The organism is Aquibium sp. ELW1220, assembly GCF_030398385.1.
Lineage (GTDB): Bacteria > Pseudomonadota > Alphaproteobacteria > Rhizobiales > Rhizobiaceae > Aquibium.
In genome coordinates, this window is record NZ_JAOAOQ010000073.1 from 1 (window position 1) to 12,920 (window position 12,920).

General features: G+C 66.6%; 12 protein-coding genes and 1 pseudogene. 8 read left to right on the forward strand and 5 right to left on the reverse strand.

The genetic code is table 11. The features are described from left to right. Positions 1 to 350: pseudogene (locus N1F91_RS29975) on the forward strand (hypothetical protein); the annotation flags it as partial. Between the two features lie 324 nt (positions 351 to 674). Further along, on the forward strand, positions 675 to 1,541 hold the full coding sequence (locus tag N1F91_RS29980; protein ID WP_289997532.1) for a helix-turn-helix transcriptional regulator: 867 nt from the start codon (positions 675 to 677) through the stop codon (positions 1,539 to 1,541). Positions 1,542 to 1,562: 21 nt separating this feature from the next. On the opposite strand, the gene N1F91_RS29985 is transcribed toward N1F91_RS29980, so the two are convergent. Next, complete coding sequence (locus N1F91_RS29985) at positions 1,563 to 2,237, reverse strand: Crp/Fnr family transcriptional regulator (protein WP_289997535.1); 675 nt, start codon at positions 2,235 to 2,237, stop codon at positions 1,563 to 1,565. A 179-nt stretch (positions 2,238 to 2,416) separates the two neighbouring features. Here N1F91_RS29985 and paaG point away from each other — a divergent pair, with 179 nt between their 5' ends. Next, entirely contained in the window at positions 2,417 to 3,205 is a 789-nt protein-coding gene (paaG, locus tag N1F91_RS29990; RefSeq protein ID WP_289997537.1) for a 2-(1,2-epoxy-1,2-dihydrophenyl)acetyl-CoA isomerase PaaG, read from the forward strand. A gap of 7 nt (positions 3,206 to 3,212) precedes the next feature. On the opposite strand, the gene N1F91_RS29995 is transcribed toward paaG, so the two are convergent. After that, the gene (locus tag N1F91_RS29995; RefSeq protein ID WP_289997539.1) at positions 3,213 to 3,665 is read right to left on the reverse strand and encodes a carbon monoxide dehydrogenase subunit G; all 453 of its coding nucleotides are present in this window, start codon (positions 3,663 to 3,665) and stop codon (positions 3,213 to 3,215) included. 147 nt (positions 3,666 to 3,812) lie between these two features. Between N1F91_RS29995 and N1F91_RS30000 the strand changes: the two genes are divergently transcribed. After that, positions 3,813 to 5,627, forward strand: a complete 1,815-nt coding sequence (locus tag N1F91_RS30000) for an IlvD/Edd family dehydratase (protein ID WP_289997540.1) — start codon at positions 3,813 to 3,815, stop codon at positions 5,625 to 5,627. 116 nt (positions 5,628 to 5,743) lie between these two features. On the opposite strand, the gene N1F91_RS30005 is transcribed toward N1F91_RS30000, so the two are convergent. Then, a complete protein-coding gene (locus N1F91_RS30005) occupies positions 5,744 to 6,031 on the reverse strand; it encodes a hypothetical protein (RefSeq protein WP_289997541.1) in 288 nt (95 codons plus the stop codon). Positions 6,032 to 6,451: 420 nt separating this feature from the next. Between N1F91_RS30005 and N1F91_RS30010 the strand changes: the two genes are divergently transcribed. Continuing rightward, entirely contained in the window at positions 6,452 to 7,060 is a 609-nt protein-coding gene (locus N1F91_RS30010) for a Crp/Fnr family transcriptional regulator (RefSeq protein WP_289997542.1), read from the forward strand. A 34-nt stretch (positions 7,061 to 7,094) separates the two neighbouring features. Here the strand turns inward: N1F91_RS30010 and N1F91_RS30015 are convergent, their stop codons facing one another. Together N1F91_RS30015 and N1F91_RS30020 are read right to left on the reverse strand one after the other, a co-directional pair. After that, positions 7,095 to 8,681 carry a trimethylamine methyltransferase family protein gene (locus tag N1F91_RS30015; protein WP_289997543.1) on the reverse strand — a complete coding sequence of 529 codons (1,587 nt, stop codon included), beginning with the start codon at positions 8,679 to 8,681 and terminating at the stop codon, positions 7,095 to 7,097. A 161-nt stretch (positions 8,682 to 8,842) separates the two neighbouring features. Further along, positions 8,843 to 10,339, reverse strand: a complete 1,497-nt coding sequence (locus tag N1F91_RS30020; RefSeq protein ID WP_289997544.1) for a PLP-dependent aminotransferase family protein — start codon at positions 10,337 to 10,339, stop codon at positions 8,843 to 8,845. Between the two features lie 446 nt (positions 10,340 to 10,785). Between N1F91_RS30020 and N1F91_RS30025 the strand changes: the two genes are divergently transcribed. The 3 genes from N1F91_RS30025 to N1F91_RS30035 all read left to right on the forward strand — a co-directional run. Beyond that, entirely contained in the window at positions 10,786 to 11,178 is a 393-nt protein-coding gene (locus tag N1F91_RS30025; RefSeq protein ID WP_289997546.1) for an MAPEG family protein, read from the forward strand. Between the two features lie 10 nt (positions 11,179 to 11,188). Continuing rightward, on the forward strand, positions 11,189 to 11,551 hold the full coding sequence (locus N1F91_RS30030; protein WP_289997548.1) for a YciI family protein: 363 nt from the start codon (positions 11,189 to 11,191) through the stop codon (positions 11,549 to 11,551). Beyond that, on the forward strand, positions 11,551 to 12,920 hold a 1,370-nt coding region (locus tag N1F91_RS30035), incomplete at its 3' end, for a DUF6596 domain-containing protein (RefSeq protein ID WP_289997549.1). The genes N1F91_RS30030 and N1F91_RS30035, both read left to right, overlap by 1 nt.

Genomic DNA, 12,920 nt, shown 5'->3' on the forward strand with positions numbered 1-12,920 from the left:
CCATGGCGGCATCGGCCGAGGCGCAGTCGACCGGCATCGCCCAGATCAACGTGGCGATCGGGCACATGGACCAGTCGACGCAGCAGAACGCCGCGATGGTGGAGCAGTCGACCGCGGCTGCCGTCTCGCTCAGCCGGGAGGCGGAGGCGATGGCGGAACTGGTCGGCCGGTTCGAGGTCGGTGCCGGCCGCCATCTGTCCTCCGCGTCACGGCACGACAACGTCCGCTCCATGCATGGCACGCCATCCCGTTCGCAGCATGCGGCGCGGCCGAGCTATTCCGCGGGCCGTTCCGCGGCGCTGCGCAAGCCCGAACCAGCCAGGGAAGCGGACGGCTGGGAAGAGTTCTGACCGCCGCCGTACCGCGCAACCCTTCCGTCGTCCGGGATGTCCGCGCAGCTTGCGCGGACATCGTCGTTGGGTGACCTGCGAATCATGCCGGCTCACGACCGGCAGAGCGGCAACGAGGGCGCGGTGTGTCCGTTTGGCGCGCGAAACCGTTAATATTGCCGGTTCGGAGCCTCCAAGGGACCGATCCCGCACAAAAAAGCGCAAGCGAATGCAACTTCATCTTGAATTCGGAGTTATTGCGGATATTCGGTTAGATTAGGATTTCCTTGGAAACACTTCCGAGGACGCGAGGAGCCGCTGGGAAGCGCCATGAATCGAGACGCTATGCTCCAATTCTCATTCCGCCCCGAGGCGAGGCTTCCGGACGTTCACCGGACGGAGAACTGGCGCGGCTTTTCGGTCGAATTCTCGCGCATCAATGGCGCCAGCGAATACAGCTTCAGCCTGACCTGCGACCGGCATTACCTGTGCCTGCACGATCTCCTGCTCTCCGACGGCAGCATGGTCGTGGACGGGATGCGGCCGATCCAGCGCAAGGACCTCCGCAACAACCTGACATATCTGCCGCGCCATACGTCCATTTCCGGCTTCGCGGCGCCGGTCGACCGCACCAACAGCTTCACCGCCTTCTACTTCGATCCCGAGGAGATCGCGACGGAGACCGAGCGCCTGTACCGGGCGACGGACAGTTTCCCGATGGTCTATTTCGACGACAGCCGGCTGCGCGGCACGCTCGAAAAGATGCGCGCGGTGATGGCGAGCGATCAGGAGCCAGACCGGCTCTATGCAGAGACGCTCGGGTTGCTCACGGCCATCGAGGTCGCGCAGATGCAGACCGGCGCGCTCAAGCTGACGCCCGGCCAGTCCGGAGGGCTATCGGGCGCGCAGCTGAAGCTCGTCTTCGATTTCGTCGATTCCAGGCTGGGGGCGGAGGTATCGCTCGACGACATGGCCGCGGTCGCCAGCCTGAGCCGGTTCCATTTCGCGCGGGCCTTCAAGAAGTCCGTCGGCGAACCGCCCTATGCCTATGTGCTGCGCCAGCGCATCGAACGGGCCAAGGTGCTGCTCAAGACGACGAAGATGCAGGTCAACGAGGTGGCCGTCGCCACCGGGTTCAAGACCGCGAGCCATTTCGTGCGCGCCTTCCAGCAGGCGGTCGGAACATCGCCGGGCAGCTACCGCCGGGCATGACGGCGCGAAGGCGCGTGCCTGTCAGTCGTCGGGACCGGCGCCCAGCCTTTCGAGCGCGCGGGTGTTCAGGATCTTGATCGCGCCGCGCTTGACGTCGATGACGCCGCCCTTGCGCATGTCGGTCAGCGTCTTGTTGACCGATTCCCGCGTGGCGCCGAGGAATTCGGCGAGGTCGGACTGCGAGATGTGGATCCAGCCGCCATCGTCCTCGATCAGGCTCGACAGGAATGAGAGCCGCTTGGCGAGACGCGCTTCGATCTTGAGCAGGGCCTGGTCGCCCAGTTCGGCGCTGACATAGCGCAGCCTTGCGCACAGCAGCCAGATCATCGTCGTGGCAAGCTGCGGGTTCTGCTGGATCCGGTCGATGAGCTGGCGGCGCGAGAGAGAAACGAGCGTGGCGTCGGTCAGGCAGGTGGCGGTCGCCGTTCGCAGCCCGCCGTCGAGCGCGCCGATCTCGCCGAAGACGCATTTTTCCGTCTCGAGATTGGCGACGAGCTTGCGTCCGCTTTCGGAGTAGATCGCGATCTCGACCGCGCCTGCCATCACGCCGTAGACTCGGTCGGAGACGTCGTCCTGCATGAAGAGGTGATGGCCGGCCCTGTAGGTCTCGCCATTGCACCCTGCAAACAGGCCTTCGAACAGGTCTGCCGTCAGTTGCGCCCGGGGCTTTGGTCGCTCGTAACCCGTCTCCGCCATTGGACTTGCCTTCACTCCTGCCAGCCGGTATCCGCCATCCCGCCAGACCGGGCGATCCGCGTCGCGCCATTCGCACGGTCCGCTGTCACCCGCCGGCTTCCCCTTGAGACTCGGACGTCATCCGGTCCATGGTTGCCGCGGCAGTGGCCGGTCGGTCCGGCGCGAGGAGGAGCATGCATATGAGCGAAGCGACAATATTGCACGATCGGCGGGATGGCTACAGCGTGATTTCGCTTAACCGGCCGGATCGGCTCAACTCTTTCAACCGTCAGCAGCACGCCGAACTGCGCGCGGCGCTCGACGAATGTGCCCGCAGCGCCGATGTTCGTGCGATCGTCCTGACGGGCCAGGGGCGGGGGTTCTGCGCGGGGCAGGACCTGTCCGACGTCGACGACATGGGCGGCGACCGGCCAGACCTTGGGAAGACGCTTCACGAGAACTACAATCCGCTGATCCGCGCCATGCGGACCCTGCCAAAGCCGATCGTCTGCGCCGTCAATGGCGTGGCGGCCGGCGCCGGTGCCAACATCGCGCTTGCCTGCGACATCGTGCTTGCGGCGCGGTCGGCGAAGTTCATACAGGCATTCTCCAAGATCGCGCTCATTCCCGATGCCGGAGGCACCTACTGGCTGACGCACCTGCTGGGCGAGGCGCGGGCCAAGGCGTTGGCGCTGACCGCCCAGCCGCTGTCGGCGGAGGATGCGGCGCAGTGGGGGCTGATCTGGAAGGCGGTCGACGACGACAGGCTGATGGCGGAAGCCTGCGCGCTGGCCGAAAGCTTCGCGGCCGGCCCCACCCATGCCTACGGATTGACCAAGATGGCGATCCAGGCCGCCTCGACCAATTCGCTCGACGAGCAGCTCGAGCTGGAGCGCCGGCTGCAGCGCGAGGCGGGCATGTCGGATGACTACAAGGAGGGCGTGAAGGCCTTCCTGGAGAAGCGGCCGGCCAACTACCGCAAGGGATGAAGCCGCGTCAGCGGTTCGAGACGACTTCGTTGAACTTGGCGAAGAACTCGCCCGCCAGCTTCTTCGAAGTCGAGGCGATGAGGCGGCTGCCGAGCTGGGCGATCTTGCCGCCGACATCGGCATTCACCGTGTAGGAGAGCTGGGTCTCCTGCGGGCCGGTCTCCTCCAGCACCACGTCGGCGCCGCCCTTGGCGAAGCCGGCGATGCCGCCCTTGCCCTCGCCCTGGATGGTGTAGGAGTGCGGCGGGTTGAGGTTCATCAGCGTCACGGCGCCAGCGAAGCGGGCCTTGATCGGCCCGATCTTCAGCGACACGGTCGCGGCCATCTCGGTGTCGGAGGACTTTTCCAGGCTCTCGCAGCCGGGAATGCACTCGCGCAGGACATCCGGGTCGTTGAGCGCTGCCCAGACCTTGTCGATGGGAGCGCCGATCGTCTCCCGGCCTTCCAGATTCATGGCCATGCGTTGCTCCTTCTCCCCGGTCCCGATTGGACTAGCGCAGCGCCTTCGACTTGTCCATCAGCGGTCCCCCGCATGTCCCCCGGATGGCGCTTGCCCGCACGGCGGGCCTGCACTATCGCTAGGCACACAAGAAAGAGGGAGGCGTCGATGAGCGGTCGCAACGGTTCGAGCAACGAGGGCAAGAGACTGCGGTCGCAGGAGTGGTTCGACAATCCGGACGACCCGGGGATGACCGCGCTCTATCTCGAGCGCTATCTGAACTTCGGTCTCACCCGCGAAGAACTGCAGTCGGGAAAGCCCATCATCGGCATCGCCCAGACCGGCTCCGACCTCTCGCCCTGCAACCGCCACCACATCGAGCTCGCCAAGCGGGTCCGCGCGGGCATCGAGGCGGCGGGCGGGATTCCGCTGGAGTTCCCGGTCCATCCGATCCAGGAGACCGGCAAGCGGCCGACGGCGGCGCTCGATCGCAACCTCGCCTATCTCTCGCTGGTGGAGGTTCTCTACGGCTACCCGCTCGACGGCGTGGTGCTGACAATCGGCTGCGACAAGACGACGCCCGCGCTGCTGATGGCGGCGGCGACCGTCAACATACCGGCAATCGCGCTGTCGGTCGGACCGATGCTCAACGGCTGGTACCGCGGCGAGCGGACCGGCTCGGGCACCGTGGTCTGGAGGTCGCGCGAACTGCTGGCCGAGGGCAAGATCGACTACGACCAGTTCATGGACCGCGTGGCGTCGTCTGCGCCGTCGGTCGGCTATTGCAACACCATGGGCACGGCCACGACGATGAACAGCCTGGCCGAGGCGCTGGGAATGCAGCTGCCGGGCTCGGCGGCCATTCCTGCGCCCTACCGCGAGCGCGGCCAGATCGCCTGGCACACCGGCAAGCGCATCGTCGACATGGTGCACGAGGACCTGAAGCCGTCCGACATCATGACGCGGGAGGCGTTCGAGAATGCCATCGTGGTCAACTCGGCGATCGGCGGATCGAGCAACGCGCCGATCCATCTCAACGCGATCGCGCGCCATCTCGGCGTTCCGCTTGACAATGACGACTGGCAGCGGGTCGGCCACCATGTTCCGCTGCTGGTCAACCTGCAGCCGGCGGGCGAGTTTCTCGGCGAGGACTATCATCACGCCGGCGGCGTGCCCGCGGTCGTGGCGGAGCTGATGAAGGCCGGGCTTCTGCCGCACCCCGCCGCGCTGACGGCGAATGGCCGTTCGATCGGCGACAATTGCCGCGACGCCGAGAACCTGGACCCGGCGGTGATCCTCACTGTCGCCGCGCCGATGAAGCGGGACGCGGGCTTCATCAACCTGAAGGGCAATCTGTTCGATTCCGCGATCATGAAGACGTCGGTGATCTCGCCGGAGTTCCGCCTGCGCTACCTGTCGGATCCTGCCGATCCCGATGCGTTCGAAGGCAGGGCGATGGTGTTCGAGGGGCCTGAAGACTATCACGCGCGTATCGAGGATCCCTCGCTCGGCATCGACGAGGACACCGTCCTGTTCATGCGCGGGACGGGACCGATCGGCTATCCGGGTTCCGCCGAGGTGGTGAACATGCAGCCTCCGGCCGCGCTTCTCAAGCGCGGCGTGCATTCGCTGCCCTGCATCGGCGACGGCCGGCAGTCGGGAACGTCGGGCTCGCCGTCGATCCTCAACGCTTCGCCCGAGGCTGCCGCCGGCGGCGGGCTCGCGCTGCTGCGCAGCGGCGACCGCGTCCGCATCGATCTCAGGAAGGGCACGGCCGACATCCTCGTTTCCGACGACGAACTGTCGCAGCGCCGGGCCGAACTCGCGGCCAAGGGCGGTTTCCCCTTCGCCGGCCACCAGACGCCGTGGCAGGAAATCCAGCGCGGCATCGTCGACCAGCTTTCCGGCGGCATGGTGCTGAAGCCGGCGGTGAACTACCAGCGGATCGCGCAGGAGAAGGGCATCCCCCGGAACAACCACTGACGCAGGGGTTTCTGCAGCGAAAATCCTGCGCCGACAAAGGTCCGAGGCTTGCCACGTCATTGGTCGTATCTCGCGCTCCCCTTGCCAAGCAGGGGGCAGCGCCGCGACCACTGGTTTCAGCGGGGTCGTGTTTGGGCAGCCGCGCGGGCCTGCAACTCCCGCAGCGTGACGATCAGTTCGTCGAGACCATCGAGCCTGGCGCGGATGTCGGCCATCCGTGCGACCAGGGTGGGATCCGGATCGGCACCGAGAGTGGCGGCGTCGATCTGGCTGATGGCCTCCAGCGTGCTGGCGACATAGGCGTCGGCCATGTCGGCAAAGGCCGCGTAGGATCCTTCGGTGGCGTTCACGTCGGCACCGAGGATCCGCTCCCGCATCGACCGCTTCACCACAGCACTTGTCATCGGCTTCCCCCGCCTTAAGTCTTGCCGGCAACGACCTTACACGTACGGTGTCGCCCTGTTTTCAGATCAGTGCTACGAGCGGATATGTCGCTCGCAGTCGTGGCCAGCAGTTTCATCGCGCGTCGGTGCATCTGCTTGGTCAGCCTCGTCCGGACGACGGTCGTCTCGAAAAATATTTCGGGATTTATGACCGATATCGTACATAGCGAAACCTATGACTTAACTGGTTAACGTTTTGTAAATATGGACGGATACTGTCGACCGTGCAAAGTACGGGCGACGAGTTTCGAATCACCGTACGCGTCGCACCGAGGTCCCAGCAGTCCCGTGTTCCGGAACCGGATCCTTGCTTCACTCTCTCCCGATGCTCTGGCCCACATTGCCGAGCACTCGCAGCATCGGGGTATGAAGGCGGGGGAGGTGATATACGAGAACGAAGCCCACGTCACGCACGCCGTTTTTCCCGAGCGCGGCGTGGTGGCGATCATGGCCGAAATGCGGGACGGGCGGTCGGTCCAGCAGGGATCGGTCGGATATGAGGGTTTCGTCGGCTATGCGATCGTGCTCGGCGGCGGCACGGCGCTCGGCCGGTCGGTGGTGCTGGTGGCCGGAGAAGCCCTCTGGGTTCCCATCGCCGCCTTCGATCAGGCGCTGCTGCGGTTCATGTCGGTCCGCGACGCGATGCTGCGCTACGGCCAGGCGCACACGATCGAGCTGATGCAACTGGTCGCCTGCAGCAGCCTCCATCCGGCCGACCAGCGTCTGTCGCGATGGCTGCTGCAGACCAGCGATCGGATGCAGGCCGAGAGCTTCTACCTGACGCAGGACGCAATGGCCAAGACGCTCGGCCTGCGGCGGGCCACGATCAACATGATCTGCGGCGAGCTGATGGATGCCGGCGCGATCGACTACAGTAGGGGCAATCTCACCGTGACCGACCGCGCCAAGCTCGAGGCGAGGTCGTGCGAATGCTACGACCGGATACGGCAGGCTTATTTCTCCCGTCAGAAGCAGCAAGGGCTGCCCTGACGCGGCGCCGTCTGTTGCGGTCGTGCCCTCTGCCTCAGAGGCCCATCGAGCCGCGCGGCAGATAGATGTTTTCGAAGCGGACGCGCAGACGCTCGTCCAGCGCCTTCGGCACGTGCCGCGGGAAGTGGCTCGACAGGATGCGCCGCTTTTCGGCAATGGCGCGCTGGAGGATGTCCGGCCGGCCCTTCTCCACCCATTCCTTGGGCGAGAAACGGTCGGCGATGGCGGGATAGACATACTCGGTCTGCATGAGCTGCAGCGTCTGGCCGTGACCGAGATAGTGGCCGGGACCGTTGAGACAGACGTCGGAGATGGCGTCGATGGAGAGCGACGCCTCCGTCACCTCGACGCCGCGCACGCAGCGCAGGCACTGGCCCAGCATATCGTTGTCGATGATGAGGCTTTCGAGGCAGAAGCCGAGCAGCGAGGCGTGCATGCCCGCCGATTCATAGACCAGGTTAAGGCCGGACAGGCCCGCCATGACGTTGGTGATGCCCTTCTCGTAGCCGGCCTGGATGTCGGGCAGCTTCGAATCGGCCATGCCTGCGGCCGAGCCGCCCGGCAGATTGTAGAACTGTGCCATCTGGGCGCAGGCGGAGGTGAGCAGCGCCTGCTCGCCCGAGCCGCCCGACATCGCCCCGGTGCGCAGGTCGGACACGAAGGGCCAGGTGCCGAAGATGGCAGGATGGCCGGGCTTCAGCGCGTTGACGTAGACCAGCCCGGCCAGCACCTCGGCGACGGCCTGCACGACGGCGCCCGCAATGGCAGCCGGGGCCGTGGCGCCGGCCTGGCCGGCCGAGAGCAGCAGGATCGGTATGCCGCCTTCGACGCAGGCTTCGAGCACGCCGCAGGCGTCCTCGGCAAATTTCATTGGCGGGACGACGAAGCAGTTCGAGTTGGAGACGAAGGGCCTGGCGCGGAAGTTCTCCTCGCCGCCGGCGATCGCATAGAGCATTTCCAGCGCCGGCGCGACGTTCTCGCGCACGGTGAACGAGGTTCCGACATGCTTGGTGGTGCCCGAGACGCAGGCGTATAGCGTGTTGAAATCCATGTCGAGCGGGTCGACGACGTCGCGCGGCACCATCGGGCGCTGGAAGAAGTGGATGTTGTCCATCAGGTCGACGATCCGCGCGGCATCGTAGATGTCCTGCAGAAGAGATTCGCGGTATTCGCGTTTCTCGACGTCGACCACGTGCACTGCCGCACCCGCCGTGCCGTAGTGCACCCGGGTCCCCTGCACGACCATGTCGTGTTTCGGGTCCTGGCCGTGGAGCGTGAAATCGCGCGCGGCATAGCGGATGGTGTCGAGCACGAGGTTGCGCGGGAAGCGAATGCGTCCGTCGGCACCGTACTCCGCGCCGACGCGCGTCAGCGCCTCGATGCATGAGGGGATGGCATTGGCAAAACCGACGGTCTCGAGGACGGTGAGGACGGCCTCGTGGATACTCTCGAGGTCGCCTCGCGAGAGGACGCCGTAGCGTCCGCCTTCCATTCCCGCCCGGATCGGCCGCACGTCCTCTGCGAGCGGTGCCGCCCGCATCGCGCGGCGCGCCTCCCGGCCCCCCGACCTTCTATTGCGCTGTTGATCCGCGCTGTCGCGCTGCTCGGCCGTCAAGCTCATGTCCGCCACTCCCGAAGCGATGTTCCCCGCATCCGAAGCTGGCCTGTTTTTTTTGGTCCGGCGCCTCGGTGCACGACAAACTATGTCGCGTGGTTGGGCCACAACATTGAGCCAGCGATTGCCGGCTTTAGAGCCACGAGCGGCTAGCCGTGGGCGCCGCGTCAGGCCGCGGCGGGGCGGCGGCCGATCGCGGTCGCAAGTTCGCGGATGCCGGGCTCGATGTGCTGTACGGCGATCGAGGAGATGCCGAGACGGACGAAGCGGCGGGGCGGCGACTGGCCGTCGAAGAAGCGGGCGCCCGGCTCGATCAGCACACTGCGGGTCGCGGCGGCTTCTGACAGTTTTTCGGAATCGGTGCCCTGCGGCCCTTCCAGCCAGACCGAGGTTCCACCAGCGCTGTCGGTCGCGTTCCAGTCCGGCAGAAAGGCCGAGATCGCCGACACCAGCCGCTTGCGGCGTTCGGCAAAGGCCGTCGAGAGCTTGCGCACCAGCGCATCGTGGTGGCCGAGCGACAGGAAGAGGGCGACCGCGCGCTGGTTGTTGGCGGGCGGATGGCGCAGCATGAATCGGCGCAGCGCGCGCAGTTCGGCGATGAGGTCGGCGGAGGCGACGATATAGCCGAGCCGCAGCCCCGGCGCGAGCGTCTTCGACATCGAGCCGACATGGATGACGCGGCCGGTGCGGTCCAGGCTCTTCAGCGCCTGCTGCGGCGCCTCGTCAATCAACTGGCTGTCGTAGCCGTCCTCGATGATGATCTGGTCGTTGCGCGAGGCGATTGCCAGCAATTCGCGGCGGCGGGTCTCCGACAGCGGCACCATGGTGGGGCAGTGATGGCTGGGCGTCACGAAGACAAAGCTGGATTCGCTCGGGATTTCGCGCGTCACTATGCCCTCCGCATCGACACGGACGGGGTCGATCTCGGCTCCGGCGAGACGGAAGATCGAGCGGGCGTCGGGGTAGCCCGGATCCTCCATCGCCACCCGCGAGCCCCTGGTCATCAGAAGCGTGGCCAGCATGTAGATCGCGTGCTGGGCGCCAAGCGTGACGATGATCTCGTCGGGATTGGCGAAGATGCCGCGCCGCGGCAGGAGGCGGGCCTGGATCTGCTCGATGAGCAGCGGGTCGTCGCGGTCGACCATGTCGGCCGCCCAGTTGCGGATCTCGAGCACGGCGAGCGCCATGCGGTTGCATTCGCGCCACTCGGCGGTGGGGAAAAGGCCCGGATCGAACTGGCCGTAGATGAAGGGATAGGAGGACTTGATCCAGTTCTCCATCTTCATCGGCGGCGGCATGTCGCTGGCGGCGATCTGCCGGCGCGCCTTCCAGTCGAGGCCGCCGGGGGCATTGTTGTCCTGGCGTGCCAGAGGCTTCGTCGGGGTGGTCAGCACGTCCGGATTGACGAAATGGCCGCGGCGCTCGCGCGCCACGAGGAAGCCCTGGTCGACGAGCTGCTGGAAGGCGAGCACGACGGTGCCGCGCGCCACGCCGAGCTTCTCGGCGAGGATCCGGCAGGAGGGCAGGGGCATCGACGCGGCAATCTGGCGATCGAGGATGGCCGCCACGATCGCCTGGCGGATCTGCGCCTGCAGCGTCTGGCCGGAATCCGGCGAGATGGTGAAGAGGCCGGACCAGATGGCGGAATCGTTTCTCGTGGACATGGCGTCGCTCCCTGACGCGGACAGTAAACATGTGAACTTTCGCGGGGCAAGTCTGGTCTAACGGCTTAAGCCAGAGAATCTTGTCTCCATGGCAATTATGCCACGCCGACCCGGGCGATTTGGCCAGAGCCGCGTCGGTGCAAGAGGCGGGGCGTGGCGACGCTGGAGCCGCCCGTGCTGCGCGAACGAGCACGCTCCACGACGAAAGTCCCCTACGGCCCTGCGATCGGCCGTGGCCGGGCCTGCGCGGCGGCATGCGGGCGAAGCCGGTTGCAGGACCGGCTCGACAATCGCTAACCTTGCGGCAAAGGATCACCGGATCGAGGCACAAGGGACGATGGGATGTGCGTCAACGGAAGAAAAGAAGCCGCCTCGCGGAGCGGCAATGTCGAAATCCGGCGGCCGGCAGCGTCCTTGGGATGTCGCAACATCACGGAGGACGTCCCATGCTCTTCGAAGTCACCGGCCTGTACGCCTTGCCGCTGGCCCTTCTCTACCTCGCTCTGTGGCTGCGCGTGAGCGCGACACGCGCCAGGCTGAAAATCTCCATCGGGGATGGCGGGAACACCAGCCTCCTCGAGAACATCCGCAAGCACGGCAATTTCGTCGAATGGGTCTCGGTCGTGCTCATCCTCATGGTCATCGCCGAGGGCAATGGCGCAGCCCCGCTGTGGCTGCACGTCTCCGGAGCCCTCCTCGTGGCGGGGCGGATCGTCCATCCCTTCGGCCTGACGGCCACCGACCCGGCACACCCGTTGCGGATCGTCGGCAATTCCGCCAGCCTGCTGGCCGCCTTGGTCGCGACCGGCTGCCTGCTCGTCAACTCCCTTGGTCTTTGAGGATACCGTCATGCAATACATGCTCCTGATCTACTCCGCCCCTGACTCCTTGCCAGTGTTCGGCACACCCGAGTTTCAGGCCATGATGGAGGGCTTTTCGGCCTTCAACGAAAAGGCCCGGGCCGACGGCATCCTGCGCGCTGGCGAGGCTCTGAAGGGCTCCGATTCCGCTACCTCGCTGCGCCTGCGCGGCGGCAAGGTGGAGACGATGGATGGACCCTTCGCCGAGACGCGCGAGCATCTGGGCGGCTACTACGTCATTGAGGTGCCCGATCTCGACGCCGCGCTGCGCTATGCCGCGCTGGTGCCGGTTGCCGCCTGGGGCACCATCGAGGTTCGGCCGCTGATGAACTACAACCCGGCCAACGGCTGATGGCCGACGCCGCCCCGCAGGCGATGGCCGTCACCCGCGCGCTCGGCGAGGTGGTGCGGCAGGACCGGGGGCGGCTCATGGCCGCGCTGGTGGCGCGGCTCGGGAGCTTCCAGCGCGCGGAAGACGCGCTGCAGGAAGCCGGACTGTCGGCGCTCGTCCACTGGGGGCGCTCGGGGCTTCCCGCTTCACCGCAGGGATGGCTGCTCACGGTCGCCGTCCGCAAGGCGCTCGACCAGTTGCGCAAGGAGGGGCGAAGCAGCCGCCGGGAAGAGGCGCTGGCCCGGCTCGCCATCGTGGCGACGGAGGAGGCCGACGACGACATTCCCGACGAGCGGCTGCGACTGATCTTCACCTGCTGCCACCCGGCGCTTGAGGAGAAATCCCGCGTCGCGCTAACGCTGCGCACCGTCTGCGGACTCTCGACGTTCGAAATCGCCAGCGCCTTCCTCGATGAGCCGACGACCATGGGGCAGCGGCTGAGCCGGGCGAAGTCCAAGATCGCGTCGGCCGGCATTCCTTTCTCGGTGCCGGACAGCGACCAGTGGGACGACCGCCTGCGCACGGTCCTGACCACGATCTATCTGATCTTCACGACCGGCTACACCGCCGGCCCTGCCGAACCGCGCGACCTCTGCGGAGAGTCGACGTTCCTCGCGCGGCTGCTGCTGGAGCTGCGTCCCGGCCAGGCCGAGATCGAGGGCGCGCTGGCGCTGATGCTGCTGACCGATGCGCGGCGGGCCGCGCGGATCGGAGCGGATGGCGCGACGGTGCCACCGGCCGAACAGGACCGCGCTCTCTGGAATGCCGGCCGGCTGGCCGAGGGACGCGCGCTGCTGCAGACGGCCCTGCTGCGCAGGCGGGCAGGACCTTTCCAGATCAAGGCGGCAATCAGCGCGTGCCAGATGGCCGACCTGGAACCGGACTGGGCGCAGATCGTGCAGCTCTACACCGTTCTGCTGACGATGGAGCCCACTCCGGTCGTCCGGCTCAACCATGCGGTCGCGCTGGCGGAGACGGGAAAGGTCGCGGTGGCCGCGGCGATCGTCGGCGCCCTGCGGCCGGAACTGGACGGCTACCAGCCGTTCCACGCGGCGGAGGCAGCAATTGCGGCCAGGGCCGGCGACATCGCGGCGGCCCGGCGCGCCTTCCTGACTGCGATCAAGGGCGCGCAGAACGGCGCCGACAGGCTGCTCTTGCGCAAGCTGCTCCAGCGGATCGAAACCGGGCCGGCATCCGGTGCGCCCGCTCGGGGGGGGACTCCCCACCGTTTAGCAAGAGGTTTTCTGGGTTGCCCGGGAGGGGTCGAAGGAGGTTCCGGCTTTCAGCATGGCGCAGGCGACGTTGAGGAGGCGGTCGGCGACGGAGCGCA